Here is a 23,698-nt window from a genome sequence, read left to right on the forward strand (position 1 = left end):
TGATACCTTTCAATGTTGTTAATATTACTTTATTTATTTCTAAACGGTTGCGTGAGCATGTGCTGAATTTTACATTCTTTTGAGTCGCGGAAATAAGGCAAACCTATTTCCATTTTCTGATGACCTAATTTAGGTTGTGCTTGATAACTCCCGAACAATCTATCCCACCAAGGTAAACAAAAACCAAAATTATGATTTGTCTCATGACTGTCTGTTGAGTGGTGAATTCGGTGCATATCTGGTGTAACTAAAATTGTTCTAATAAAGCGGTCGATCTTGTCTGGTAAACGTATATTACTGTGGTTAAACATTGCAGTGAGGTTTAACAATAATTCAAATAGCACAACAGCAACAACAGGCACGCCGAAGGCAATAATGACTGCAACCTTGATGAACATCGACAGTATAATCTCAATGGGGTGAAAGCGGATCGCTGTCGTTACGTCAATATCGAGATCACTGTGATGCATCCGATGTAAACGCCATAACATAGGTATTTGATGAAAAATTTTATGTTGAAAATAAATTGCCGCATCAAGAAGCATAACTGAAGTGACGATGATCACAGCGCTATTTAAACTTGTTAATGAGAGTAACCCCCATTGCTGCTGTTCGACAAAAATAGCGGCATCAATCGCAACAAAAGGAACAAATAATTTAAGTACAAGGTTGTTGATGAATACAACTGCAAGATTGTTGCTCCAGCGCTGCCATTTTGACCTTGTTAAAGGACGCTTAGGTTTATAGTATTCGCTGATAGCGAGTAGAATAAGCAAGCCAATAAATGCACTTGCTCTAAGCGTATTACCGTTAGCGATAAGCCATTCACTCATACATTATTCCTTATTATCATATTTAAGCAGTTTATTTTACGGTGTTTATGCTGGAATAGACATATATCAATTACAACTAAATTGTGGCTCAGTAATATAACCTGCATACACTTACAGTTTATGATTTTAAGGCTATTATGGACACAATTCCAAGTTTTATGACTGCACAGCATCGTCATTGTGATGATTCATTTATTGCGACCGAGTTTGCTGTATCTGCAGGTAACTGGTCACAGGCTAATTGCCTATGGATGATATTTACTGCTGATCTTGATATTCATTTCGCGCAAGAAGAGATGATTTTATTTCCGGCCTTTGAGCAAGCGACGGGCATGACAATGGGGCCAACCCAAGTTATGCGTGCTGAGCATGAACAGATGCGTCAATTGATCGTAGAGATGAACGAGCAACTGAGTGTAGAGAATAAAACTCAGTTCTTAGGCCTTTCTGAAACCTTAATGATTTTAATGCAACAGCACAATATGAAAGAAGAGCAGATGTTATACCCTATGACACAAGCCCATCTTCCTGATGCCGATATGGTGTTAACGCAAGTTAAAGCGCACTTATAATGGTGAACAGTGGATTGCAGGTTATCTCTCTTGATGTTAGTGAGTTAGAAGCACCGGAACCGATGCGGCAAGTGTTGTTGGCATTATCGACATTATCTCAAGGTCAGTGTTTGATTATTTATCATCGTAAAAATCCAATACCTTTGTACCCTAAATTGACCGAATTGGGATTCGTTTATCGTGTTGATATAAATAGTCGTGAGCGTGATTTATCAACATTTTTTGATGAACAGATGAATAAATACAGCAATCACGATGGCACTTGTGAAGATTTGGCTGTTGTGATTAGTGTTGCGTTGAAAGTAGACGAGTTGGCTCTTTCAGCTTTGGCAGAGGTATAAGCGTAATGAATCTGGCTGGATTAGATTTTGAAAGGATACCTAAATTTTCAATACCAATGCGCTTCTTTTTTGCTGCACCACTATTTGCATTTATTAGTGCGCTTATTATTGCGTTTGCAGGGGAGTCTATGTGGTTAACGCGCTGGCATCCTGCCACTCTTGCTGTGACTCATGCCGTCGTGATTGGTATTATTTCTATGATCATGTGCGGCGCTATTTTCCAGCTGTTACCTGTACTTTCAGGGAAGTCGTTACCTCAGGTTTCTCTGATTTCAATGTTAACATTAGTCTCTATATCGATGGGTACATTGTCATTAATGACTGCATTTTTAGCCAGTATGTTTGGTTTGAATAGTGATTTATTTTTTAGCCTAGCGGGTGGTGCATTTACGCTTGGTTTTGGCGGTTTTATTGGTACGATATTATGGTTAATACGGCAGCGTAATAATGTTAGCGTATCAATTAATGCCATGCGATTAGGTTTTATTGCTGTGCTGATAGTCGGGATCATTGCAAGTTTACTACTCGCGGACTATTTATTTGTAGGGCAATTCAATATCACGAAAAAACTGACCGATAGCCATGCCAGTTGGGGGCTCATCGGTTGGGTTAGCTTAGTGATTATCGGTGTGAGCTTTCAAGTATTACCTATGTTTCACGTAGCCCCAGCATTTCCAGTGTGGTGCACGCGTTATTTACCCGTATTTCTATTCAGCGTATTACTCTTGCACACCTTGCTGACATTCGTTATTACTCAACTTACTTTGACAAATACCGTGATATTACAAGTAGCCCAGTCTATTTGTGTCAGTTTATTAAAACTCGGCTTGATAGCCTATGCAATAACAGCAATGCACTGCCTATTCAAACGAAAGCGAAAAATTAAAGATACCAGCGTCAGGTGTTGGTTTATTGCACTCAGTTGTTTGTTATTTTGTTGCACTGTGAGTCTAGTGATGAGTGTTATTACAACTGCCGACCCTGCAGCGGGAGATTTGCTATTTAGATTGGGTTGGTCACCGTTAACATTGGCGTCTGTATTTATTTATGGTTGGGTATTAAGTGTGATCATGGCGATGATCATTAAAATCGTTCCTTTTTTAGCTTATCTTCATCTACAACGACAATGTGGTTTTCATATGCAAGCATTTGCATTGTTACCGAACATGCATACGTTATTAAGTAAGCAGCGTATGCAAGTCTTGATGTATAGCCATATATTAAGTCTTATCACTTTATTGATTACGTTATATAACCCTGCTTATTACGGGTTGTTGGCATTGGCTATCATTGTGCAGTTTGGTTATCTACTTGGACTTATGCTGGGGGTGAGCTATCGTTATCATGTTATTGCTAAAGAGATTGATGTTGCGTTGTTAACATAACGCATCACGTGAGTACATGATGCGTTATCGTATGGACTGCTAAATTTTAAATAAAGCGATTAAGCTGTAAATAGTACCCAGCTATAGCCAATAAACATCGCCAATAATATAGCGCCAGAAACACGACCAAATTGGTAGTTTAATTTACTGTCCGCTGCGATCAGTTCTTCTGTTTGTTGTTCAGGTTTTAACGCAGAACGGCGCTTGTTTACAGCAAAATACGTAAATGTAAATGAGATAACCATAAATGCTGTCATAATCGATAACATTGGAATATCACGATTTAGTACTTCTGCTGGCAGTTGTAGACCATCACCAATTAACCCTGGAAATGCAAGTACACCTAACAGGTTAAACGTGTTCGAACCAATCACAGTTGCAAATGCGATTTCAGGCATACCACGGCGAACACCAGCAATAGCGGCTGCTAACTCTGGCAGACTCGTACCAAATGCAACAATCGTTAATCCGATTAATAAGTCACTAACACCCATTGCTTTAGCCAGCTGAACACTACCCCAAACCATGATTTGTGAGCTGATTAATAGCATGATAAGCATTGCAATTGTTTCGATTAATGCGCGTGTTTGGCTTATATCCAAAAACTCTAACTCGTTTTCAACATCTTCATCTGATGATGATTTAGCGAGATATACACAGTACAGCGCAAGTAATACGATAAGTACAAGGCTGTCCCACATTGTAATTGAGCCATTCGACATGAGTGCGATAGTCGCAAGTAATGCTGCAACTAAAATTGGTAATTCACGTTTAATAAAGCGTACTTGAATAACCAGCGGCATGAATAGAGCACAAAGCGCTAGTACTAGACCACAGTTAATAATGTTAGAACCAATGGCATTACCAACAGCAAGACCTTCCGCACCATTAAATGAGGCGATTGCACTAACAACTAATTCTGGGAATGACGTACCAAACGCAATCACTGTCATGCCAATAAACATGACTGAAACGCCAAATTGTTTAGCGAGTGTTGATGATACTAAGATCAAACGGTCGGCGCTGAGGGTTAGTAAGATAAAGCCAACTAACACTGCGATGATAGGTAGTAATAAAGACATAGTTTTCTCGTTCGAGGGCTTTTAGACATAAACAAGCGACACCCGCCCTCGAAAGTAGGTGTTTACTTGTTCAAGTCTCATCAAACTTAGTTTTGGCTTATTAGCCTTCCACTAGGTTGAATACACCATGACCTGCGGGTCAGTTATGTTGATGTACTCCTTCACTTGCATGAAGCGACTACTCCCTCGAATAGATTGGCGCATTATAAGATAGAATGACGTGAACACAAGCATAATATGTCATTTTATTATGTGATTAATGTCTTAGTTGTAAATTGATTTGAACGACAGCGTGATCGGTACTTTCGCTATCGCGTTCGTAGATCGGGTTTATGAGGTGGCGATCGTAAGTATGATAGTCACTGACTTCGTAAAGGCTACGTTGATATTCGGCATTAAACTCACACGATAATAAAATGTAATCTAATACTGACCCTTTATTATAAAAATAATGCGTCGCAGGGCGAGGGGCGGGAGTATTACTTATTGCCAAGGCATTTGTTGCATGTTGATATAAATGCCAACTATCTTGTAAGCTAAATTGCTTAACAATGTCTTGTGCTTGAGGGTCTGAATTAAAACGTAATGTATTCATTGTGAGGTGTGATAATACACCGTCACGGTCATTGTCGAGCACATCGTTAAAGTCGCCCATCAACATCATTGGATTTTTGGTTTCTTGACGGCGTTGGATCATTTGCTGAAATAATAATGCAGCCTCAGAACCGCGTTGCATTGATGATCCCCAGCTGCCACACATCTGCTTTGTGAAGGCATCAAGTACAGCTTTGGTTGTTGCAAGTTCAGTATCTTCACTTTCTAACATTGGGCGTTTAGATTTGAAATGGACAACGTAGCAATCGGTAGTCCCTAGGTGAGGAAGCTCAATGCTTGCGCGTAATGGCTTACGGCTAAATTGATACTCTGCAGTTAGCCCCATATCAACAGCAAGGGCTGTATCTGGTGTGACTGCGGTAATAGCGGTTATCGGATAACGAGATGCAATTGCCACGACGGGACTACGATAAATATAGTCTTCGATAACATCTGCACCGTCGACAACTTCAAAATAGGGGTAATCACATTCAGCAACTAATGCCTTTAAAGAGTCAGGGCTGAATACCTCTTGAAAACCGATCACATCAGGTTGATGCTCTGCAAGGTAATCACGGATCCATTTTTGCTTTTTTTGCCATTGATGCTCGTCATAAATACGGTCAAAGTCATAACAAGCAAACGGTGGTTCGATGTAATTGAAAAGATTAAAGGTGGCAATTTTTAGCATAGGTAAGAAATACCAGATAGAAAGAAAATAACTATTACGGTTATAACAAGCTTAGCAGGATGGGGCAAGTAAGTATTACAATACCTCTGGTGACAGAGGTATTGTGGGTAGTATTAATACGAGAGCGCACTGCGATGTACTTCTGTGCGACCATCTCCTGGGTAGTAACGTAATTGCCAATTGACTGCACCTTTAGTACGATCGTCGGCAATATAGTTGTAGTAGCAATATGTATTTGGAAGATCTGTAAAACGTCCCGCATACCAATAAACAACACTTGTATCGCTTGTATAACCACCTGAATTATTATGACTTTCCAGTTTGAAATCGTTGTTGTTTAACAACGCACCCCAAATTTCTTCGCAATAACTACCTTGTAATTGAGCGCCACTGTCATTTACTGGTGATACCGCAAGAGGATAGCCTGTTTTAGTTGAATCTACGTTACCTTCACCAAAGCACGCTAAATTTTTAGATACACCACTCTCACCACTTGTTAACCAACAGCTATGATAAAGTTTGACTGCCGAATCGAAAGCTGCAAATGAGCTTTTTGCTGTGGCGTCATGCGCATCTTGACCTATATCTAAGAATTTTGGTAATGCTGTTGCAGCAAGCACACCAAGAACAATTATGACGATAACAAGTTCAATTAAGGTGAAACCACTACTTTTAATCTTCATTTCATTACTCCACACTATTCAATTGTTGGTATCTTATATCAATATCCTATTGAATCATAATGGATTTGTAGCCTTTTTGATGAATAAAATAAATTGATAGCGTTAAAGTCGCGGTTTGATTTGTGAACAGTGATTGGCTGGTTAGTCATTGTTTTGGTTTAAATTGAAACAGTGCATTGTTGTTAGTGCGTTTATATAATCTATGATTATTGTAATTTAATGTAATTTATATCCTTGCTTGATTATTTTATTGTTCTTGTTTGTTAGACTCCGCGCCTAGTTAGTCTTTAGAGGTAGTATGATGAACAGTAATTGGTCTTTTTTAGTCGCATTTTCACTTATTCCAAGTAGCGTATTTGCAGCATCTACGAGTGAAAGTGAATTCTCTCAGCTACCTTCTAACTTAGCTCCCACTAATGACAACCCAATTAACTATATCGTTGGCATTGAGAGTACCGCTGTATCCTCTACGGCATTAACTGAGCCTGAAAGTGCATTACTGAATACTGAAGAATATGACAGGTACGAACGCAATTTTCCGATTTGGGCACAAGAAGCTATCGACTTAGGCTACGAGCTACCAAAGCCATACGGTTTTAGTATGACCTATATGAAAATGGAGCAACCCTTGATTGTTGATTCGGTTGCCTTTAGTGGCTTAGGTCCTATTGATGATAGGGTCAAAGTTGGGACCTCTACGGCACAGCAGGAGTCTGAAACACTCACATTACGTGGTGATGTTTGGGTGCTGCCATTCTTAAATGTCTATGGCATCCTCGGTTATACTCAGGGCAGTAGTACTGCAGTCGTTAACCCAACACTTGGATTTCCTAACTTCCCTAATCGGCCTCCGATTGATTTAGGTTCACACGATTTTGAACTGAATTTTAAGGGCATTACCTACGGTGCAGGCACTACGATTGTAGGGGGGATTGATAATTGGTTTGCGTTGCTAGATGTCAATTACACCAATACAGCATTAGATATTTTAGATGGTGAGATCAGTTCAATCGTAGTTTCGCCACGTGTGGGTTATCGCTGGAAATTTAAAGGCCGTGATATGCAGTTATGGACCGGTACCATGTACCAGAATGTGGAACAAACCTTTGCTGGTAACCTAAAAGACATTGGTATTTCTCTTGATGGTGTTGATGCACTTGGTAATGGTAAGTTCAGAGTCGAACAACACCTTAAAGATAAATGGAATACCTTAATTGGTGGTCAAGCTGCTATTACCAATAATGTCGATCTATTATTAGAGGCGGGTGTTGGTACTCGCCGTAGCATGATGGTTAGTCTTGGCTATCGTTTCTGATTTCGTCACTCGTTCTACGCCACTTATTTTTATTATTTAAGGCTAATCTATGCCGTTCAATGTAATTCAATTGATTAAATTGTCGATGCTTTCGCTTGGCATTTTTTTATTAGCCGCTTGCAGTCAAGATTGGCAAATTCGTTCACTGCCGACAGATGCAGCAGTCGCTGAAGCGTTAACTAAACAGCCTGATAGACGTGTGCTTGCAAGTACGCAACTAAATGCATTTTCAAGTTTGAACATGCCTGAAGATGTAAGACCTTGTTGTGCTTTTGGTAATGCGCAAAAAGTGAAAGTAGGGACTCTACAGGTGCCCTTCTTCCGTTATGCAAATACACTCAATGCCAGTGATATAGGCCCACATGCTTTTGATGCCGGATCGTTTAGTTATGTAAAAGCGTCACCAGATGGAGGGAGTAGCAGTGAAAACAATGGGCAGATATACACGCGGCTTGGCGGGTTTATTGATTTAGCGCATGTACGAGATACTGCAGATAATACCATTATCTTGTTTTATAAAATTTATAAGCAGCTAGGCGCAGAAGCAAAAATCGAGTTACCACCTGAAATCGGCCCTCGTTATATCCAATTAAAGCCCTTTGATATAGAAAATCTTGACCCATTACAGCGTTGGAACTTAGCGGCAGACATAGCGGCAAGGTTGGGTTACTTTATGGCTGAATCCCATGAGATTGCGCAGTGGCATGGCTACCGCAGTTGGGCGCTTTGGTCTGAAGAAGTGTCTGCTTACTCACCTGAAGACATCTATTCAAATATGCTTGGGGCAAAAATAGCATTGGCGTTAATTAGTAATAATTTAGCCATGAATAAAACCTTATTTAATCAGCACATGAATACATGGTTAACGGCGGCAATCAATCAACTTGAACCAGTGACCACCGCACAAACCAATGCATTATTTGATGTAATTGATGGCGATTGGTGGGATTCGAATGAACCATTGCCAAATAAATTTATGCTATTGAAACGTCATTATGCACTCGGTGACCAGCAGTTACCCTACTTAATAGATAAACAAGCTGCTATGGAGCATGATCATTGGCCGTTACTTGCATCGCTCTATCAACAGGATAGTAAAGCTAAGTCCTTATCACTCCCGCGATATAGCCATGGCATTGATATCGATGAAGTAGCCCAGTTGTGGCTATTTGTTGGAGAGGAGTTTAAAGCTAACTTTAGCCACATCCCGAGTGATATGTGGTCGAATGGCTTTACTAGTAATATGTTTTTAGCACTCTCGGCTTATAACAAAATTGAAGATGATAAACAGTTAAAAGCAAAGCGCGTCGGTGATAATCCATGATACTCAGCAAGCAACACATTATGTTACTCATACCAGCTATATTGATGGTTTCTAGTTTGTTATCAACCGCAGATGCAGGTACTAATACAAAAGAAAATGAAACAAGTTGGCTTGATGGTTTATTAGAAAACTTAGGTGCTGACGGTGAATATAATCAAGATAAAATTATTGATTTTAGTGTCTTACCGGGTCCATTTTATAACCCTGAAATGTCATTTGGTATTGGTGTTTCCGCAATTGGCTTATATCAAGTTGATAAAGATGATGAAGTAAGTCAATTATCATCATTAATTATTAATGGTTTTACTTCTGCGAATGGTGCGCTGGGGGTTGCGGTCGAAAATAAAACGTTCTTGCAGCAAGATTCATTACGGCTTTATGTTGATGCGGTTATCGCTGATGCACCGGATGTATATTACGGCACGGGTTATCACGATAATAGGCAAGACGGGAATAAGGTGACATTTGATAGCTATCAATTATCTCTTACTCCCTCATTACGTAAACGAATTTCTGAACAAAGCTTTATTGGTGTTGGCATGGACTTTAATTATACAGCCACAGATGATATTGATAGCGGAGAATCGGTCGTTGATAGCAGTATCTTAATAGAGAGTAGTCGCAGTATCGGGATTAACTTATTAGTTAATTATGATAGTCGTGACAGCGTGCTGAGTCCAAGTTCAGGGCGTCTTGTTGAACTTGATTCTACGTGGTATCGCCAAGAATTTGGTAGTGAAACGGACTTTAATGTTCAATCTTTATTGTATAGCGAGTATCTGAGTATAGGTGATAGCGGGGATGTATTCGCCTGGCAAGTTCATGGTCGCTTTACGCAGGGGGATGTGCCTTGGGACCAATTGTCTATGCTAGGTGGTGGTGGGTTATTACGTGGTTATAATTCTGGCCGCTATCGAGATGAGCAAATGTTATTAGCTCAAATGGAATATCGCTTAAACTTAACTGGTCGTCATGGCATGGTATTTTGGGCTGGTGCCGGTGCACTTGCAGATGAGTTCGCACATCTATCAACGGATGAGCTCCTACCTACTGCTGGAGTGGGCTATCGGTTCCAAGTTAAGCCTAAGGTTAATCTACGTTTAGATATGGGATTTGGTAATGGTGATTCGGGCTTCTATTTTAATGTAAATGAAGCATTTTGATTTAGTGCCAATTAACTTTATCACCTGAAAAATGTAATTTTTGTAAGATATAGTATTAATAAGTGCTGCATATGTGATAGCTATCACTTTGTGAGTGTGTTTCCTGCGATATGATTGGTCTTTATTATTCACCGTCATTTCTATACTGATATTTATAGTGACGGTTTCTCCTGTTTTAAGGAATACGTTATGACTATTGCAAATGTTTTTCACCTTGGCGTTAATAAATCTGATTTACAAGGTGCCGAATTGGCAATCATTCCCGGTGACCCTGCGCGTGTTGAAAAGATCGCCGCGCAAATGGAAAACCCGAAATTTTTAGCAAGCCATCGTGAATACACAGTTTATTTAGCAGAGTTGGAAGGAAAAAAAGTAGTTGTATGTTCAACAGGTATTGGTGGTCCATCAACATCAATTGCAGTTGAAGAACTTGCTCAACTTGGCGTGACTACATTTTTAAGAGTTGGCACAACAGGTGCGATTCAAGAGCACATCAATGTCGGTGATATGATTGTAACAACTGCGTCTGTACGTCTTGATGGCGCTAGTTCTCACTTCGCACCAATGGAATTCCCTGCGGTTGCTGACTTTGCTGTTGCAACAGAAATGAAAGCAGCTGTTGACGCAGAAGGTATTAAAGTACACATGGGCGTTACTGCATCAAGTGATACTTTCTACCCAGGTCAAGAGCGCTACGATACATTCTCTGGTCGTGTTACACGTCGTTTCCAAGGTTCAATGCAAGAATGGCAAGACATGGGCGTATTAAACTTTGAAATGGAATCTGCGACACTCTTTACTATGTGTGCAAGTCAAGGCTTGAAAGCGGGTTGTGTTGCAGGTGTTATCATTAATCGTACCCAAAAAGAGATCCCTGACGAAGCGGCAATGAAACTTGTTGAAACAAGATCGATTAAAGTCGTTGTTGATGCAGCGCGCCGTATGCTAGCTGTATAGTCTCTGTATTCAGTTAAAGGTTTAATTATTGATATATAAAGAACCTTATAAATAATTAGACTAAATATTTCGTTTGGAATAATTAAATTTCAAACGGAATATTCCCACCTCGCTTTATCCAGTACTATTTCATCATCAAATCAATTGAGGATTTACGATGAAAAAGCTACTTATAATGATCACTGCATTTTTTACTCTTAACGTATCTGCAATTACGACTGCAGACGCTGCTGTAGGCTGTAAACGTGCTGGTGGCGTTGAATGTCGTGAATACGGACGTATTGGTAAACCAACAAAAGTTGTTCGTGGACCTAACTATAGAGCGCCAGTTTATCGTGGACGTCCTGTGGTAGTTGTTAATGGCTATCAACGTCCATCGTGGTATCAAAATCCATTATTAGCTGCGATTGGTGCTGCTATCATCATTGATGCCGTGACTGGTCAACCGACAACTGAAAAAGGTCAGAATGTCGTTGTACTTGGCGAAGGTGATGAACTTTCAAAAGTATATGAAAAAGATGACACTGTTTATCTTGTGATGAAATAAATAAAAGACTTATTTTAAAGCGATGATATTAAAGCCAGACTTACGAACGTAAGTCTGGCTTTTTCGTTTCTTTAACTTACTTTTGCGAAGTAAACCGCTTTATCACCAGCTGACCACTGTGGGTATTTGTACATGATATCGATAAACAAGGCTGAGTTCGTATAGCGTGTTAACCACTCGCGTAATTTAGGGTAAGGCGATTGTTCAAACCAAGCTTTATCAACACTCGCGAATTGACGGATAAAAGGGAAAATAGCAATATCAGCGAGGCTCACTTTGTCATCAATGAGATTGTCGTGCAAACTAAGCAGCAACTCTAATTGGTTAAGAAAGCGATTACCCTGTTCACGATATTCTGCTTCGGTATATTCTGGGTGACGATCCGCATATTTATATTTGTCTAAAATAGCTTTAAATTCGTTATCATTTTCATCAATCAATAAACTGATTTGCTTCTGTAAATGCGGTTGTTCAGTACGTAACCAATTATTAGAGTCACTTTGTAATAAAGCCCACTGCATTATGTCTCGACTCTCATCTATTACCTTTTTATCGTGCGTCACAAGAACAGGCACAGTCCCTTTTGGTGAATAAGCGAGTAAGCTTGTTGGCTTATCTTTTAATACTACTTCTCTTAGTTCTACTTCAACTTGGCTATAGTGAATCGCAAGTCGAGCTCTCATTGCATATGGGCAACGACGAAATGAATAAAAAATAGCAGGACGAGTAGGTCGCATTGATAGACTCCAATATAAAACATTTAAGATATTGAGATTAATTAATATCCTTTTTTTTACTGTATCAAATCATCACGATCTATACATCAAAATGATTGTATTATTAGTCTTTTATGGATGTTAGTATTTGGTTGGTTGATGGATTACTTTAAGGTATTAGATTTTAATGAATGGAAAAATGGGTTTTTCATTGCTGGAATTAACATTCGTCATTGTGATTCTTTCAATACTCGCTATGTTTGCTATACCGGAATATACCAAGACGCATCGTGAAGCTAAAATTGCGGTGCTTAATGATATGCGCGGTAAGTTAACGAATGCGGTAGATAACTTGAAAACAGCATCTAATATAGACTCTAGAAGAGAAACTCTCGCTAACGGGCTTGTCTTTGTCCAATACGACTCGAAAAAAAGCTACCGCGTGTCAGGGCAAACACTTTATCCAACAGAAATATGCCATATTTTAGGGTTGAGAAGTCGCGCGCTGCTCGAAGGTATTGAAGTGGATTCTACTGATGGTAATTATACCTGTAAGAATGTAAACAAGAGTTATTCGTGGATTAAAATGAACAAGCTGGAATCGACTGAATGTACGCTATCTTATAGGGTTCGATATAATGAAGATATTATTACATCAGCGGATATTAAACTTGTTGGTGAGTGTTTGGAATAGGGTATGACAGGCACTGACAATGCACTCAATTGTTAATAAGATGGATACCCTTACAGCTTTCTAAACTTTCGATTCTTTCTTTCATACGAAAGTCTAGTGCCGTTTAAATAGCATTGCCCCTTTAATGAAGTGCCTATTTATAGGTATTTAGTGGGTATATTACTTAAACCATTTTAATTCTTGGTCATTTTGAGTGATAATGCCGCGCCTAGTCTGTTATCTAGCCGTGATGCAAACAAACTAGAGCCATATATTCTAATCTTTTCGATAAAATCTTTAGGAAATAAAACCATGGTAAAACCTGAGAATAACAGTATTGTCATTTTTGGTGCTTCGGGTGATTTAACAAAACGAAAGTTACTTCCCGCGCTTTTCCACCTTTATGTCAATGAACTGTTACCTGAAGATTTCTCTATTTTGGGTGCGAGTAAAACAGCATTCACGGATGATTCATTCCGTGAGAAAGTAACTAATGATTTAATCCTAAGTGAAGGTATTTCTCAGCAGCAAGCTGAAGAATTCTGTAGACATTTATATTATATACCAATGGATATGACAGATGCTGACAGTTATGTTGCATTTAAAGAGCGCTTAGAAACATTATCTGAGACACATAATACCGTTGGTAATGCTATTTATTATATGGCTACACCGCCGAGCTTATATGCAGCGATTTCAGCTAATTTAGCAAAACACAAATTAAATAAAGATCGTAACGGTTGGAAGCGATTAATCGTTGAGAAGCCATTCGGTTATGATCTTGCGTCAGCAAACGAGCTAGATGAACATTTGCATACTTGCTTCCGTGAACGTCAGGTTTATCGTATTGATCATTACTTAGGTAAAGAGACAGTACAAAACTTGCTAGTATATCGTTTCTCTAATGGCTTGTTTGAGCCTCTTTGGAACCGTAGTTTCGTTGATTATGTTGAAATTACAGCGGCTGAAAGTCTAGGTGTAGAAGAGCGTGGTGGTTATTATGACCATTCTGGTGCTGTACGTGACATGTTACAGAATCATTTATTACAAGTATTAGCACTTGTTGCAATGGAACCGCCTGCTGTTATTAACGCTGATGCTATGCGTAACGAAGTAGTGAAAGTGATTCAAAGCTTACGTCCTCTTGAAGAAAAAGACTTACGAGATAACTTAGTTTTAGGCCAGTACACCAAAAATATCGTTAATGGTACGGCTATGCCTGGATACCGTAATGAAAAAGACGTTGCGGAAGACTCGCGTACACCAACGTATGTTGGCATGAAAATGATGATCGATAACTGGCGTTGGAACGGTGTACCTTTCTATGTTCGAACGGGTAAACGTATGCCTGAACGTCTGACAGAAATTGTGGTTCATTTTAAGAAAACACCACATCCTATTTTTGGTGAAAATGCACCTGAAAATAAATTAATCTTACGTATTCAACCAAATGAATCTATTCAGATGGACTTTGGTTTGAAAAAACCAGGTGCAGGTTTTACTGCTCAGCAAGTATCAATGAACTTTGACTACAATAGCTTAGAAGAAAATAACCTGTTAACAGCTTACGAAAGATTATTATTAGATTGTATGAAGGGTGATGCGACACTATTTGCTCGTTCAGATGCTGTTAAAGCATGTTGGGAATATGTGCAACCAATCTTAGACTACAAGAAAGAAGCGAAATCTTTATTTGGTTATAAGTGCGGTACTTGGGGTCCAAACAAAGCAGATGAAATGCTAGAGAAGGATGGTCGAGAGTGGCGCTTTTCTAGTGAAGAAGTGATTAATTAATTTAAACTTTAGAAGTGGAGCTATGATGGACTATCGTACTTTTGAAACACCTCAGCAAGTTGTTGAGTCATTAGCTAATTCGCTTGTTGAATATAGCAAGCAAGATAAACCTGTACATATCTCGCTATCAGGTGGTAGTACACCAAAACTTCTATTCAAGGTATTAGCAAAGGCACCATTTGCTACAAGTATTGAATGGGCGAATCTACACTTCTGGTGGGGTGATGAGCGTTGTGTTGCCCCTACTGATGCAGAAAGTAACTTTGGTGAAGCACAGGCGTTATTATTTTCTCAAGTTGCATTACCTGCAGAAAATATTCACCGTATTTTAGGTGAAGATGCACCGGAAGAAGAAGTTGTTCGTTTTGCACAAGAGATGAAAGACAGTATTCCTGCGAGTAATGGCTTACCATGTTTTGATTGGATTTTGTTAGGCATGGGTGGTGATGGCCATACTGCATCATTATTTCCAGGACAAACGGATTATAATGATCAAAATATTGCCATTATTGCACAGCACCCTGAATCGGGTCAGTTCCGAATTTCAAAAACGGCACGACTTTTAGCAAACGCAAAGCGCATTAGCTATTTAGTAATGGGTGAGGGTAAAGCGGAAGTTATTAAGCAGATTCATGATAATGATGATGCTGCTCTTGCTTATCCAGCTGCACAAGTAAAAGCGGCTCAGGGTCAAACTGAGTGGATTTTAGATGCTGCCGCTGCAAGGTTAATTCGTGCTTAACACTGATATGTAATCGCTATAGTCCAAAGGACTTAGAGTAAAAGACCTGCTAGTTGACGCTAGCAGGTCTTTTTTTGTTCGTTTGTTTGTTTTTTATACATAAACTGAAAGTTTAATTCACATGAAAAGTAGTTTAAAGTGAATTTAAGGAGTTAATTTCATTTCAGCTAACTTAAGTCTGTGTGTTGTGCAGTTATGTCATTACAGCTCGTTTTTGGTTGGTCTGTACGCATGTTTTTTTTGCATTTCGTGTTCCATTTTAATTTAGTTGTCTTTTTTAGCTGTATTCCTGAAATAAAATAACCATTTATGGCTAATTTATGTTTTTTCCTTGATATATATATGTGTAATATTTCATTGTTATGTGTCATATTATGTCGGGTCAGACAGGCGTTTTAGTCGATTAATAATTTTAATATATGACAAGGTAAATACGACCTGCTGATCATTTTGCATAATAATGGAATTCATTAAGAGCGTTTTAAATTAGAAAGCGCCTTAGCTGCATTAAATATAATTATTAATTTATATAATACTTGAATATTTTCACTCTATATTAGGTGTAATGGATTAGCGTTGTACAGTATTGAGCGACCGTCTATAGATGAATGTATTGGTATAAAGGAAAAGTATGAACAACACACAAGAATCATTTTTGACTAGTTTCTTTAAACTAGAATCAGCAGGAGGCATTGTTCTAATGTTCTCAGCTGTCTTGGCTATGATTTTAGCGAATAGCCCTGCACAAGGATTGTATGCATTATTTTTAGAAGTGCCTGTTGAGATTAAACTAGGTGGTTTAGAAATTGCGAAACCATTATTGCTTTGGATTAATGATGGTTTAATGGCTGTGTTCTTCTTTTTAGTTGGACTTGAGTTAAAAAGAGAATTAGTGGAAGGCGAGTTGTCTGATCCACGTAACATCATCTTGCCTGGTGTTGGCGCCATTGGTGGTATGTTATTTCCTGCTCTTATCTATGTATATTTTAATATAGATGATCCAGCAGCATTAAGTGGTTGGGCGATCCCTGCTGCAACAGATATTGCATTTGCGCTAGGTATCTTAAGTCTACTTGGTTCTCGAGTGCCAATTAGCTTGAAGATTTTCTTAACGTCATTAGCTATTTTTGATGATATCGGTGCGATTTTGATTATTGCTTTCTTTTATACATCGAAAATTTCAATCTCGGCACTAATCGTTACAGCACTTTGTATTCCAGTGCTTGCTTACTTGAATAAACGTAATGTTGACTCTAAAACACTTTATATCCTTGTCGGTATCGTGATGTGGGTAGCAATGTTGAAATCGGGTGTTCACGCGACATTAGCGGGTGTTATTCTTGCTTTGTTTATTCCGATGCAGTCAAAAGATAAATCATTCTCACCATTGAAGAAGATGGAACACGGTTTACACTTTGTTGTTGCCTTTGTTATCTTACCTGTATTCGCATTTGCTAATGCTGGTATCAACTTATCAGGTGTTGGTCTGGAACAGATTTTACACCCTGTACCAATGGGTATCGCACTAGGTCTATTTGTTGGTAAGCAAATTGGTATCTTTGGATTATGCTGGTTAGCAATTAAATGTAAAATTGCACAAATGCCTAAAGGTATGAACTGGTGTTCTTTATATAGTACTGCTGTCTTATGTGGTGTTGGTTTTACAATGAGCTTATTCATTGGTTCACTTGCCTTCGAAGCAACAGGTACAAACTTATTGTTTGATGAACGCCTTGGTATTATTTTAGGCTCATTACTGTCAGGTGTTATTGGTTTCTTCATGTTGAAATCATGCTTATCGAATCAAGAGAAAGCGAAATAACCGACGACTGTGTAGCTGTGATAACCTCGTAAGATAATAGAAAGCACCCACTATGGGTGCTTTTTTTATATCTGGCTTGTACAGTGTTTTTTTCAATTGTTACACTCATAAGTCCAGTGGCTTATATCCGAAGATTACTTATTTATCAGTTGAATATATTGATTAAACAAGATAGTTTAAAGGTTCAAAGTGTAGTCTTCATAATCAGAGAGCGTAGTCTTGAGTACAATTAAATCGATATTTGAACGTAATCGCGCATGGTCAGAACAGATTAATGAACAGTTCCCTGACTTTTTTGAGCAACTTTCTAAACAACAAACACCTGACTATTTATGGATAGGTTGTTCTGACAGCCGTGTCCCTGCAAATCAGATCATGGCTCTGCCCCCAGGGGAGGTCTTTGTTCACCGCAATATTGCAAATGTTGTTGTGCATACAGATTTAAACTGCTTATCAGTGATCCAGTACGCTGTAGAGGTGCTTAAAGTTAAGCATATTATTGTCTGCGGACATTATGGCTGTGGTGGTGTTAAAGCCGCTATGGGTGATGGCCAGCATGGTTTAATCGATAACTGGCTTCGTCATATCAAAGATGTAGAACGCTTCCATATGGATGACCTAGAAGGTGTCTGTGGGGAAGATAAAATTGACCGTATGTGTGAGCTTAATGTTATTGAGCAAGTGCGTAATGTCTGTAATACAACAGTAGTGAAGCGAGCGTGGCGTAATGGTGCTGAGTTAACGATTCATGGCTGGATCTTTAATATTAGTAATGGTGTATTGAAAAGTTTAACGGACAGTATTGAATCTAGAGAGAAGCAACTGGAAGTTATTGCTAAGTAAGTATAATGATACAGATATAAAAAAAGCCAATGAGATAACTCATTGGCTTTTTTATTACCTAAATTTTAATTGATATATTATCGAGTAAATTTTAGGTAATAAAAAAGGTGAACTAAGTTCACCTTTTTTGATAACTGTTTAACCGATTAATAGTAAACTATTAAAGAGGTTTAACGTTCTCAGCTTGTGGACCTTTTTGGCCTTGACCTACTGTGAACTCAACTTTTTGACCGTCAGTAAGTACTTTAAAGCCATCAACTAAGATAGAGCTGAAATGTACGAATACATCTGGGCCGTTTTCTTGTTCGATGAAACCGAAGCCTTTAGCTTCGTTGAAGAATTTTACTTTACCGATTACTGTATTAGACATATTAAAAAACCCTGTAAATGCGTTATTAAAAAAAATTGTAAAAAACCAGGGTATAACTTATATAAACAATACAAAACAATAATAGATAACAAGTACCAACTAAAGATTATTCTACCGATATAAACTAGCCTAATTTCTTAAGACGAATTATACATGGTTGAAGCCTCATAGCAACACACTCGTCCGTTATTTTTATAAAATTGTTGTTTTCATTAGCAAAATCAACAAAGAATGGACTTGCTTGGTGCCTTTGTAGCCTTTGTGACTCTTATTTTATGCGATATTAGTTCATATAACAGCCAATCCATAGCACCATCTGATTTTTTAATCACTGTCGGCTGTAATGATTGATAACTTATTATTTGTTGCTAATTTAGGACTGTGCTAATCATCAGTCTAAATGTATAAGAATTTGATATAAAAGAGCTATTTTAAATGTAGAAGCATTATAGTTGGTGATGGTAGCAGGTAAGACTAGAGCACCAAGTAATGGTGGATAAACGATATTCGAGATGAAATTAAGGAATGATTATGAGTAAGAGTGTTCGTAGACAGTGGTTTTTTAGTCAAAAGAAAGTAGAAAAACATTTCACTCATAAATAATGAGGAATGATTTAAAAGTATTTCTTAGTGAGTAGGGTAAATTAAAAAAGTTGTCAGTAAATAGGTATATTTACTGACAATATAGAACGTTTCTTCAATTAAGCTGCATTTTCTTCTTCTACACGTGCAATGTATTTTTCCATTGCAGCATCTGAAGATAAACCACGTAATTTATTCCAAGCCGTCCATTTAGCAAAAGCAACCATATCAAAGATAGATGGTTTTTTAGTAGCAACATCGCCTTCTGTTGCTTGCTTAAATAATGAGTAAAACTCTAATTTCAATTCTTGAGAAGGCTTTTTCTTTGCTGTGCCATTCTGTACTTGGTCTACTGTAGCTTCAAATTTAGCGCGTAGGTCTGTCATTTTATATTCCTTTATTTAGCTATTCTATTGTTGAATTAAAGTACTTATATCATTACAGCGTTCTAGCGCTGCAATACACCTACTAATGAGTAGTTAAGTTACAAGCGAATCTTACATTTTTTTTTAAATGATTACACCCTTTAATTTCAATTTTAGGTATGAATTTAAATAATGAAAAATCCTTATTATTCAATCTAATAACTTAAGTTTAAGTATGACTTTTCTAATCTGATTAATCACTATACTGGAAATGTATAAAATAGATGAACATTGGCCGTATATTGATATAGCGCATGCTTGAAGGGGGTCTTAGTTAAAAAATGTTAATTAAACTTGATATATACGGAATAATATATATCATTACCCATTTGTAGTTACGACCTTTTGGGTGGCAGTTTTATTTACCTTATAAACGAAGTAACGCTAAACTCATTTATTGTAAAATAAGATATGATCGCACAACAAACACAAACACAGACATCATTATTCGAGGATATATTGAATAATTATTCAACCTTACAACGCTGCTTGATGTTTACTTTCGCTTTAATAGTGATAGGTACAGTTATGTTTGCTGAAAAAGCAAATATCGCATCGTTCTTCTTCTCTAACTTACCAATGGGACTTGGGCTAACGAGTAACTTCGTTGCACCGTTGACCGTTATTGGCATTCTCGCGTTATCGAGTGCGGCTTATTTTGGTATTATTTCAACGATAAAAATGAAACCATTATTGTCAGCAGAAGAAAATAATGCGACCTTCTTGTCTGAATTACGCGTTACGTTAGTATTCGGTGCTTGTTTTGGCTTATTGACTGCTATTTTATGCAGTTTGATTTTCGTGATAGCAGAGCCTCATTTACCACAATCATTTCTTGTATATCACCAGATCTTTAGTTCATTAGATATTCCCTTGATTCTATTGACGGCTGTTTTGCTAAGCTCAATTTATTTAGGGTTATTTATGTTACCGCTATCTCTGTTGATAACTCGGTTATCAGCTAACGATAATAAGCTGTCACAGTTTAACCTGACCACTCGCGCGATTGGATTATCGTCACTGGTCGTATCGCTATTTGTTGCGCTTGTTATTATGGCTGTGACATCAACATTCTCTATCAATGTTATTATTTTTTGTGTGATCGTCACGGTAATTTCATCGGCGACGTTAGGATTACTGTATTGGTTTGTAGGACTAGAGGCAAGCGTAATTGCGAACGTGGTGTATTGCTTAATCGTGTCTTATTTGGCGCACATATTCTTGTAGTTTGATGGTGGCGATTGAAGTATTAATCTGAGTAAAGTGAATGAAATATAGCGCGATTAACAGAGTTAACGCGCTACTCATTATTTTTATTGGCTAGTTATTACATACGCTACAACTTGGTAGTTTTGGCAATTTCATTTGTTGAAATGACAAGGTAAGACCATCAACAAGTAAAACCTTTCCTGTCATTGGCTCTCCAAAATGAGCAACCACCTTAATTGCCTCCATAGCCTGCATGGCACCAATAATACCGACCATCGGTGCCATGATGCCTGATTCAACACAGCTTAATGTCCCACTACCAAACAATTGGCTCAAACATTGATAGCAAGGCTCGTCGTCAGCATAAGTAAAGACACTAATCTGTCCTTCCATACGGATTGCAGCACCGGATACCAGTGGCGTTCGTGATGCAAAGCAAGCGCGATTAATTTGCTCACGGGTGTCCACATTGTCAGTACAATCAAGCACAATATCATGCAGTTTGATTAAATCAGTTAACTCGTCTTCAGATAGTTTCGTCGTGATAGCTTGCACTTCACAGTGCGGGTTTATCTGCTGAAGTTCATGTTTGGCTGACATTGACTTAAATTCACCAATACGGCTGTCGCGATGTAACAATTGACGTTGTAAATTAGACAGTTCGATATGGTCAAAATCGACTAATGTCATCTTACCCATACCAGCGGAAGCCAAATATTGGCTACTTGCACAGCCAAGACCACCTGCACCAATAATAAGTACGTTAGCTTGCTTTAACGCTTCTTGACCATCAAAATCAAAGTGGCGAAGGACGATTTGACGGTTATAGCGTAACTCCTCTTCGGAAGATAAAATATCCTCAGAAGGCAAATTGTTATCCATTGGTGAGTTCGTCATTAATTTAAGATCTCATTAAATGGTTCGATAGTCACTGTTTCACCAATTTCTACGTTACCTCGATCTTGTTCTAGAATCGCATAACAGTTTGAGTGGCTCATACTACTGAATACACCAGAACCTTGGCTACCTGTAGAAACAACTTCAAGTTGGCCTTGGGCATTGACACTATAAATTGCACGTTGGAAGTCCATACGACCTGGTACTTTTTTCAGTTTGGTTGCCGCAACAGCATTAAAACGCGGTGTTGGTGTGTAAACTTGATTGGTCATTTTTGCTAATGCAGGTACTACGAGTTGGTGAAAGGTGACTGTTGCAGAAACAGGATTACCAGGTAAGCCAAAGAATTTACTATTTGGTAATGTACCAAACGCAAAAGGTTTACCCGGTTTAATTGCTAATTTCCAAAAACCAATTTCGCCAAGTTCTTCAAGTAATACTTTCGTATAGTCGGCTTCACCAACAGATACGCCGCCTGATGTGATCACTGCATCTGCGACTGCATCTGCTTTGATAAATGTTTCACGAAGTAGGGCTTCATCATCGGGAATAATGCCTAAATCAATGATATCTAAATTCAATCGTGACAACATCGCGTTAATGCTATATCGGTTACTGTCGTAGATATCACCGTTAGCTAAAGGTTGTCCTAAGCTTTTAAGTTCATCACCCGTTGAGAATATAGCGACTTTTAAACGGCGGTAAACGGATACTTTATCAATGCCAATGGATGCTAACATTGGGATATCACGTGGAGTAAGGCGACGACCTTTGGTTAGTACTGCTTGACCGATAGCGATATCTTCAGCTGCATTACGAATATTGTCATGCATTGGAGGTAGACTGTCGAAAGTAATTAAATCGCCGTCGACCTGCGTACTCTCTTGCATAATAACGGCTTCACAACCAGTTGGTACTGGCGCACCAGTCATTATACGAATACACGTGCCGATTGGCCACTCGCCATTAAATGGTTGACCAGCGAATGCTTTACCTGCAAGTGGCAGTGTCATTGATGTTGTCAGATCTGAGATTCTAACGGCATAACCATCCATTGCTGAATTATCAAAAGGTGGGACATTAATTGGAGAGGCGATATCTTCAGCTAAAATATAATCAAGCGCATCAGCTAAATCTACGGTTAGCGTTTCTGTTACTGCGTTGATATTTGATAACATTTCTTCCATAGCTAAATCCAGAGGTTTTAGCCCTTGTACGTCACAACATCCCATCGTATACCCTTGTTGGTTATTTTATAATTATGTTGTTAATTATGACAAACTCAGCAGGTTGACGATAGGATCTATAACAATAAAATCCTTAATTAACGTTAATTCAGCTAATTTGTTTATATTATTAATTGTTAGATGTTATTATGCGCCATATTTTTAAATGTCGATCCGTTTGTGGAGTAATTAATGACCTGCCTAAGTAAAGAAGCTTTATTAGTCCGTTCAGTCTTGGAAGAGCGAGGGTTAGAAACACCGATGATCGGAACTGGGCTAAGCAGCGCAGAGAAGAAAGAACGTATTGAATCACATTTTACCGAGATTCTAAAACTGTTAGAACTTGATTTAAGTGATGACAGCTTGGCTGAAACGCCACACCGAATAGCAAAAATGTATGTGAATGAAATATTTTCAGGTTTAGATTATGCTTCATTTCCAAAGATAACGCTTATTGATAATAAGATGCAAGTGGATGAAATGGTTAAGGTAAGTGATATTACATTAACAAGTACTTGTGAGCACCACTTTATCACTATTGATGGTAAAGCAACAATTGCATATATTCCTCGTAGTAAAGTGATTGGCTTATCAAAGATCAACCGCATTGTGCAGTTTTTCTCACGTCGTCCGCAAGTTCAAGAGCGTTTAACTCAGCAAATTTTAGTCGCACTGCAAACTTTACTTGATTCACAAGATGTAGCAGTGAGTATTACTGCTACACACTATTGCGTTAAGGCGCGTGGTGTTATGGATGCAACAAGTGAAACAACAACTACATCTCTTGGTGGTATCTTTAAATCTCGCCCTGAAACAAGAGCAGAGTTTTTACATTGCCGATAGTGTACGACTTGTTGAAACAACCATAACTTAATAATTGCAACCATAACCTAATAATTGTCACAACCATAA

The 23,698-nt window shown here is 38.4% G+C and carries 24 protein-coding genes and 1 riboswitch; of the genes, 15 read left to right on the forward strand and 9 right to left on the reverse strand.

Translation table 11 applies throughout. From position 1 onward, the window contains the following. Nucleotides 1–29: 29 nt before the first annotated feature. Nucleotides 30–833 (reverse strand): sterol desaturase family protein, encoded by an 804-nt coding sequence (locus HWV00_RS07825; RefSeq protein ID WP_211685541.1) that lies wholly within the window; start codon nucleotides 831–833, stop codon nucleotides 30–32. Nucleotides 834–970: 137 nt separating this feature from the next. Here HWV00_RS07825 and HWV00_RS07830 point away from each other — a divergent pair, with 137 nt between their 5' ends. The 3 genes from HWV00_RS07830 to HWV00_RS07840 are packed head-to-tail and all read left to right on the forward strand — an operon-like array spanning nucleotide 971 to nucleotide 3,131. Further along, nucleotides 971–1,405 (forward strand): hemerythrin domain-containing protein, encoded by a 435-nt coding sequence (locus tag HWV00_RS07830; protein ID WP_211685542.1) that lies wholly within the window; start codon nucleotides 971–973, stop codon nucleotides 1,403–1,405. Next, a complete protein-coding gene (locus tag HWV00_RS07835) occupies nucleotides 1,405–1,746 on the forward strand; it encodes a DUF2249 domain-containing protein (RefSeq protein WP_211685543.1) in 342 nt (113 codons plus the stop codon). Before HWV00_RS07830 ends, HWV00_RS07835 begins: the two co-directional genes overlap by 1 nt. Nucleotides 1,747–1,751: 5 nt before the next feature. Beyond that, nucleotides 1,752–3,131 (forward strand): hypothetical protein, encoded by a 1,380-nt coding sequence (locus HWV00_RS07840; protein ID WP_211685544.1) that lies wholly within the window; start codon nucleotides 1,752–1,754, stop codon nucleotides 3,129–3,131. A 59-nt stretch (nucleotides 3,132–3,190) separates the two neighbouring features. Here the strand turns inward: HWV00_RS07840 and HWV00_RS07845 are convergent, their stop codons facing one another. From HWV00_RS07845 to HWV00_RS07855, 3 genes are all read right to left on the reverse strand, one after another. Then, nucleotides 3,191–4,213: a calcium/sodium antiporter gene (locus HWV00_RS07845; RefSeq protein WP_211685545.1), complete on the reverse strand. Its 1,023-nt coding sequence runs from the start codon at nucleotides 4,211–4,213 to the stop codon at nucleotides 3,191–3,193. Between the two features lie 83 nt (nucleotides 4,214–4,296). Beyond that, nucleotides 4,297–4,399: riboswitch (yybP-ykoY riboswitch) on the reverse strand. A 70-nt stretch (nucleotides 4,400–4,469) separates the two neighbouring features. Further along, nucleotides 4,470–5,498, reverse strand: coding sequence for an endonuclease/exonuclease/phosphatase family protein (locus HWV00_RS07850; RefSeq protein WP_211685546.1), 1,029 nt, complete (start codon nucleotides 5,496–5,498; stop codon nucleotides 4,470–4,472). 113 nt (nucleotides 5,499–5,611) lie between these two features. Next, nucleotides 5,612–6,181: a type II secretion system protein gene (locus HWV00_RS07855; RefSeq protein ID WP_211685547.1), complete on the reverse strand. Its 570-nt coding sequence runs from the start codon at nucleotides 6,179–6,181 to the stop codon at nucleotides 5,612–5,614. Between the two features lie 298 nt (nucleotides 6,182–6,479). On the opposite strand from HWV00_RS07855, the gene HWV00_RS07860 reads away from it, so the two are divergent. The 5 genes from HWV00_RS07860 to HWV00_RS07880 all read left to right on the forward strand — a co-directional run bounded on the left by HWV00_RS07860 (nucleotide 6,480) and on the right by HWV00_RS07880 (nucleotide 11,487). After that, a complete protein-coding gene (locus HWV00_RS07860; protein ID WP_255554962.1) occupies nucleotides 6,480–7,496 on the forward strand; it encodes a virulence protein in 1,017 nt (338 codons plus the stop codon). Between the two features lie 49 nt (nucleotides 7,497–7,545). Continuing rightward, nucleotides 7,546–8,820 (forward strand): DUF4056 domain-containing protein, encoded by a 1,275-nt coding sequence (locus tag HWV00_RS07865; RefSeq protein ID WP_211685548.1) that lies wholly within the window; start codon nucleotides 7,546–7,548, stop codon nucleotides 8,818–8,820. 20 nt (nucleotides 8,821–8,840) lie between these two features. Continuing rightward, nucleotides 8,841–9,983 carry a BamA/TamA family outer membrane protein gene (locus tag HWV00_RS07870; protein WP_255554963.1) on the forward strand — a complete coding sequence of 381 codons (1,143 nt, stop codon included), beginning with the start codon at nucleotides 8,841–8,843 and terminating at the stop codon, nucleotides 9,981–9,983. A 195-nt stretch (nucleotides 9,984–10,178) separates the two neighbouring features. Beyond that, nucleotides 10,179–10,940 (forward strand): uridine phosphorylase, encoded by a 762-nt coding sequence (gene udp, locus HWV00_RS07875; protein ID WP_370630519.1) that lies wholly within the window; start codon nucleotides 10,179–10,181, stop codon nucleotides 10,938–10,940. Nucleotides 10,941–11,097: 157 nt separating this feature from the next. Then, a complete protein-coding gene (locus HWV00_RS07880; RefSeq protein ID WP_255554964.1) occupies nucleotides 11,098–11,487 on the forward strand; it encodes a hypothetical protein in 390 nt (129 codons plus the stop codon). Nucleotides 11,488–11,558: 71 nt separating this feature from the next. Here HWV00_RS07880 and HWV00_RS07885 read toward each other — a convergent pair whose 3' ends face one another. Continuing rightward, nucleotides 11,559–12,224, reverse strand: coding sequence for a glutathione S-transferase (locus tag HWV00_RS07885; RefSeq protein WP_211685551.1), 666 nt, complete (start codon nucleotides 12,222–12,224; stop codon nucleotides 11,559–11,561). A gap of 166 nt (nucleotides 12,225–12,390) precedes the next feature. Here HWV00_RS07885 and HWV00_RS07890 point away from each other — a divergent pair, with 166 nt between their 5' ends. From HWV00_RS07890 to can, 5 genes are all read left to right on the forward strand, one after another. After that, on the forward strand, nucleotides 12,391–12,897 hold the full coding sequence (locus HWV00_RS07890; RefSeq protein WP_211685552.1) for a type II secretion system protein: 507 nt from the start codon (nucleotides 12,391–12,393) through the stop codon (nucleotides 12,895–12,897). A 291-nt stretch (nucleotides 12,898–13,188) separates the two neighbouring features. Beyond that, nucleotides 13,189–14,670, forward strand: coding sequence for a glucose-6-phosphate dehydrogenase (gene zwf / locus HWV00_RS07895; RefSeq protein WP_211685553.1), 1,482 nt, complete (start codon nucleotides 13,189–13,191; stop codon nucleotides 14,668–14,670). A 22-nt stretch (nucleotides 14,671–14,692) separates the two neighbouring features. After that, a complete protein-coding gene (gene pgl / locus HWV00_RS07900) occupies nucleotides 14,693–15,412 on the forward strand; it encodes a 6-phosphogluconolactonase (RefSeq protein WP_255554965.1) in 720 nt (239 codons plus the stop codon). 631 nt (nucleotides 15,413–16,043) lie between these two features. After that, on the forward strand, nucleotides 16,044–17,234 hold the full coding sequence (gene nhaA / locus HWV00_RS07905; RefSeq protein ID WP_211685554.1) for a Na+/H+ antiporter NhaA: 1,191 nt from the start codon (nucleotides 16,044–16,046) through the stop codon (nucleotides 17,232–17,234). A gap of 219 nt (nucleotides 17,235–17,453) precedes the next feature. Further along, the gene (gene can, locus HWV00_RS07910) at nucleotides 17,454–18,077 is read left to right on the forward strand and encodes a carbonate dehydratase (protein ID WP_211685555.1); all 624 of its coding nucleotides are present in this window, start codon (nucleotides 17,454–17,456) and stop codon (nucleotides 18,075–18,077) included. Between the two features lie 160 nt (nucleotides 18,078–18,237). Here can and HWV00_RS07915 read toward each other — a convergent pair whose 3' ends face one another. Both HWV00_RS07915 and HWV00_RS07920 read right to left on the reverse strand, forming a co-directional pair. Continuing rightward, complete coding sequence (locus tag HWV00_RS07915; protein WP_006030497.1) at nucleotides 18,238–18,447, reverse strand: cold-shock protein; 210 nt, start codon at nucleotides 18,445–18,447, stop codon at nucleotides 18,238–18,240. A gap of 701 nt (nucleotides 18,448–19,148) precedes the next feature. Beyond that, complete coding sequence (locus HWV00_RS07920; RefSeq protein ID WP_211685556.1) at nucleotides 19,149–19,415, reverse strand: acyl-CoA-binding protein; 267 nt, start codon at nucleotides 19,413–19,415, stop codon at nucleotides 19,149–19,151. A 567-nt stretch (nucleotides 19,416–19,982) separates the two neighbouring features. Between HWV00_RS07920 and HWV00_RS07925 the strand changes: the two genes are divergently transcribed. Beyond that, nucleotides 19,983–20,681 (forward strand): hypothetical protein, encoded by a 699-nt coding sequence (locus tag HWV00_RS07925; RefSeq protein ID WP_255554968.1) that lies wholly within the window; start codon nucleotides 19,983–19,985, stop codon nucleotides 20,679–20,681. A 93-nt stretch (nucleotides 20,682–20,774) separates the two neighbouring features. On the opposite strand, the gene moeB is transcribed toward HWV00_RS07925, so the two are convergent. Then, the gene (gene moeB / locus HWV00_RS07930; RefSeq protein ID WP_211685558.1) at nucleotides 20,775–21,560 is read right to left on the reverse strand and encodes a molybdopterin-synthase adenylyltransferase MoeB; all 786 of its coding nucleotides are present in this window, start codon (nucleotides 21,558–21,560) and stop codon (nucleotides 20,775–20,777) included. Further along, nucleotides 21,560–22,792, reverse strand: coding sequence for a molybdopterin molybdotransferase MoeA (moeA, locus tag HWV00_RS07935; protein WP_211685559.1), 1,233 nt, complete (start codon nucleotides 22,790–22,792; stop codon nucleotides 21,560–21,562). Before moeA ends, moeB begins: the two co-directional genes overlap by 1 nt. Before the next feature lie 186 nt (nucleotides 22,793–22,978). On the opposite strand from moeA, the gene folE reads away from it, so the two are divergent. Then, nucleotides 22,979–23,629, forward strand: a complete 651-nt coding sequence (folE, locus tag HWV00_RS07940) for a GTP cyclohydrolase I FolE (protein WP_211685560.1) — start codon at nucleotides 22,979–22,981, stop codon at nucleotides 23,627–23,629. Nucleotides 23,630–23,698: the final 69 nt, after the last annotated feature.

The sequence above is a fragment of the Moritella sp. 24 genome (assembly GCF_018219155.1).
Classification (GTDB): domain Bacteria; phylum Pseudomonadota; class Gammaproteobacteria; order Enterobacterales; family Moritellaceae; genus Moritella.

Coding starts and splice junctions, on each gene's coding strand:
- HWV00_RS07920 (WP_211685556.1), bottom strand. CDS start 19,415: ATGACAGACCTACGCGCTAAATTTGAAGCTACAGTAGACCAAGTACAG.
- HWV00_RS07830 (WP_211685542.1), top strand. CDS start 971: ATGGACACAATTCCAAGTTTTATGACTGCACAGCATCGTCATTGTGAT.
- HWV00_RS07925 (WP_255554968.1), top strand. CDS start 19,983: ATGTTTGCTGAAAAAGCAAATATCGCATCGTTCTTCTTCTCTAACTTA.
- HWV00_RS07880 (WP_255554964.1), top strand. CDS start 11,098: ATGAAAAAGCTACTTATAATGATCACTGCATTTTTTACTCTTAACGTA.
- HWV00_RS07825 (WP_211685541.1), bottom strand. CDS start 833: ATGAGTGAATGGCTTATCGCTAACGGTAATACGCTTAGAGCAAGTGCA.
- moeA (WP_211685559.1), bottom strand. CDS start 22,792: ATGGGATGTTGTGACGTACAAGGGCTAAAACCTCTGGATTTAGCTATG.
- HWV00_RS07860 (WP_255554962.1), top strand. CDS start 6,480: ATGATGAACAGTAATTGGTCTTTTTTAGTCGCATTTTCACTTATTCCA.
- HWV00_RS07845 (WP_211685545.1), bottom strand. CDS start 4,213: ATGTCTTTATTACTACCTATCATCGCAGTGTTAGTTGGCTTTATCTTA.
- HWV00_RS07835 (WP_211685543.1), top strand. CDS start 1,405: ATGGTGAACAGTGGATTGCAGGTTATCTCTCTTGATGTTAGTGAGTTA.
- HWV00_RS07840 (WP_211685544.1), top strand. CDS start 1,752: ATGAATCTGGCTGGATTAGATTTTGAAAGGATACCTAAATTTTCAATA.
- zwf (WP_211685553.1), top strand. CDS start 13,189: ATGGTAAAACCTGAGAATAACAGTATTGTCATTTTTGGTGCTTCGGGT.
- HWV00_RS07870 (WP_255554963.1), top strand. CDS start 8,841: ATGTTACTCATACCAGCTATATTGATGGTTTCTAGTTTGTTATCAACC.
- HWV00_RS07865 (WP_211685548.1), top strand. CDS start 7,546: ATGCCGTTCAATGTAATTCAATTGATTAAATTGTCGATGCTTTCGCTT.
- HWV00_RS07890 (WP_211685552.1), top strand. CDS start 12,391: ATGAATGGAAAAATGGGTTTTTCATTGCTGGAATTAACATTCGTCATT.
- folE (WP_211685560.1), top strand. CDS start 22,979: ATGACCTGCCTAAGTAAAGAAGCTTTATTAGTCCGTTCAGTCTTGGAA.
- nhaA (WP_211685554.1), top strand. CDS start 16,044: ATGAACAACACACAAGAATCATTTTTGACTAGTTTCTTTAAACTAGAA.
- HWV00_RS07915 (WP_006030497.1), bottom strand. CDS start 18,447: ATGTCTAATACAGTAATCGGTAAAGTAAAATTCTTCAACGAAGCTAAA.
- moeB (WP_211685558.1), bottom strand. CDS start 21,560: ATGACGAACTCACCAATGGATAACAATTTGCCTTCTGAGGATATTTTA.
- HWV00_RS07885 (WP_211685551.1), bottom strand. CDS start 12,224: ATGCGACCTACTCGTCCTGCTATTTTTTATTCATTTCGTCGTTGCCCA.
- pgl (WP_255554965.1), top strand. CDS start 14,693: ATGATGGACTATCGTACTTTTGAAACACCTCAGCAAGTTGTTGAGTCA.
- HWV00_RS07850 (WP_211685546.1), bottom strand. CDS start 5,498: ATGCTAAAAATTGCCACCTTTAATCTTTTCAATTACATCGAACCACCG.
- HWV00_RS07855 (WP_211685547.1), bottom strand. CDS start 6,181: ATGAAGATTAAAAGTAGTGGTTTCACCTTAATTGAACTTGTTATCGTC.